The sequence below is a fragment of the Parabacteroides sp. MSK.9.14 genome, assembly GCF_019041495.1.
Classification (GTDB): Bacteria; Bacteroidota; Bacteroidia; order Bacteroidales; family Tannerellaceae; genus Parabacteroides; species Parabacteroides merdae.
Genome location: NZ_JAHPXO010000131.1, coordinates 1 through 619, shown reverse-complemented (window position 1 = coordinate 619; position 619 = coordinate 1). Strand labels below are relative to the sequence as shown.

At 51.4% G+C, this 619-nt stretch carries 1 protein-coding gene; it reads left to right on the top strand.

Features of this window, described 5'->3' with window-relative positions; all coding sequences use genetic code 11:
* The coding region (locus tag KTG12_RS21465) for a site-specific integrase (protein ID WP_216945554.1) at positions 1-563 on the top strand (563 nt) is incomplete at its 5' end.
* Positions 564-619 lie beyond the last annotated feature (56 nt).

The window sequence follows — 619 nt, the reverse complement described above, 5'->3', positions numbered from 1 at the left end:
TGACCTACGACGAGTTGCAGGCCGTCATGAAAAAGAAATTCACCATCCCACGGCTCGAGCTGGTCAGGGACATATTTGTCTTCGCGTGCTTCACCGGTCTGGCGTTCTCCGATGTCGCCACTCTGAGTGGTGAAAACCTGGTACAGGACAATCTCGGTGACTGGTGGATAAGGAAAGGAAGGGTCAAGTTGGAACACCGCAGAAAAGCGTCTTCCATCAGCAACATCCCGCTGCTGCCCGTTCCACTGGCCATATTGGAGAAATACAGGGAACATCCGATCTGCGTAAAGAAAGGATGCTGCCTGCCTGTCATGTGCAACCAGAAAATGAACAGCTACCTCAAGGAAATCGCCGATTTCTGCGGCATAAAGAAAAATCTGACCACGCATGTGGCCAGGCACACTTTCGGGACCACCGTCACGCTCGCCAACAATGTACCCTTGCAGGACGTGTCCGTCATGCTCGGACATGCCTCCACACGCATGACGCAGCATTATGCGCGGGTCATGAACAGCAGCCTGAAAGAGGCGATGAACAATGTGAAGGAACGTCTGGAATGGTAAACCTAATTTCCGCAAGCGAATGAAATCAGAGATTGCCATGCATTTTTTAGTGAGTT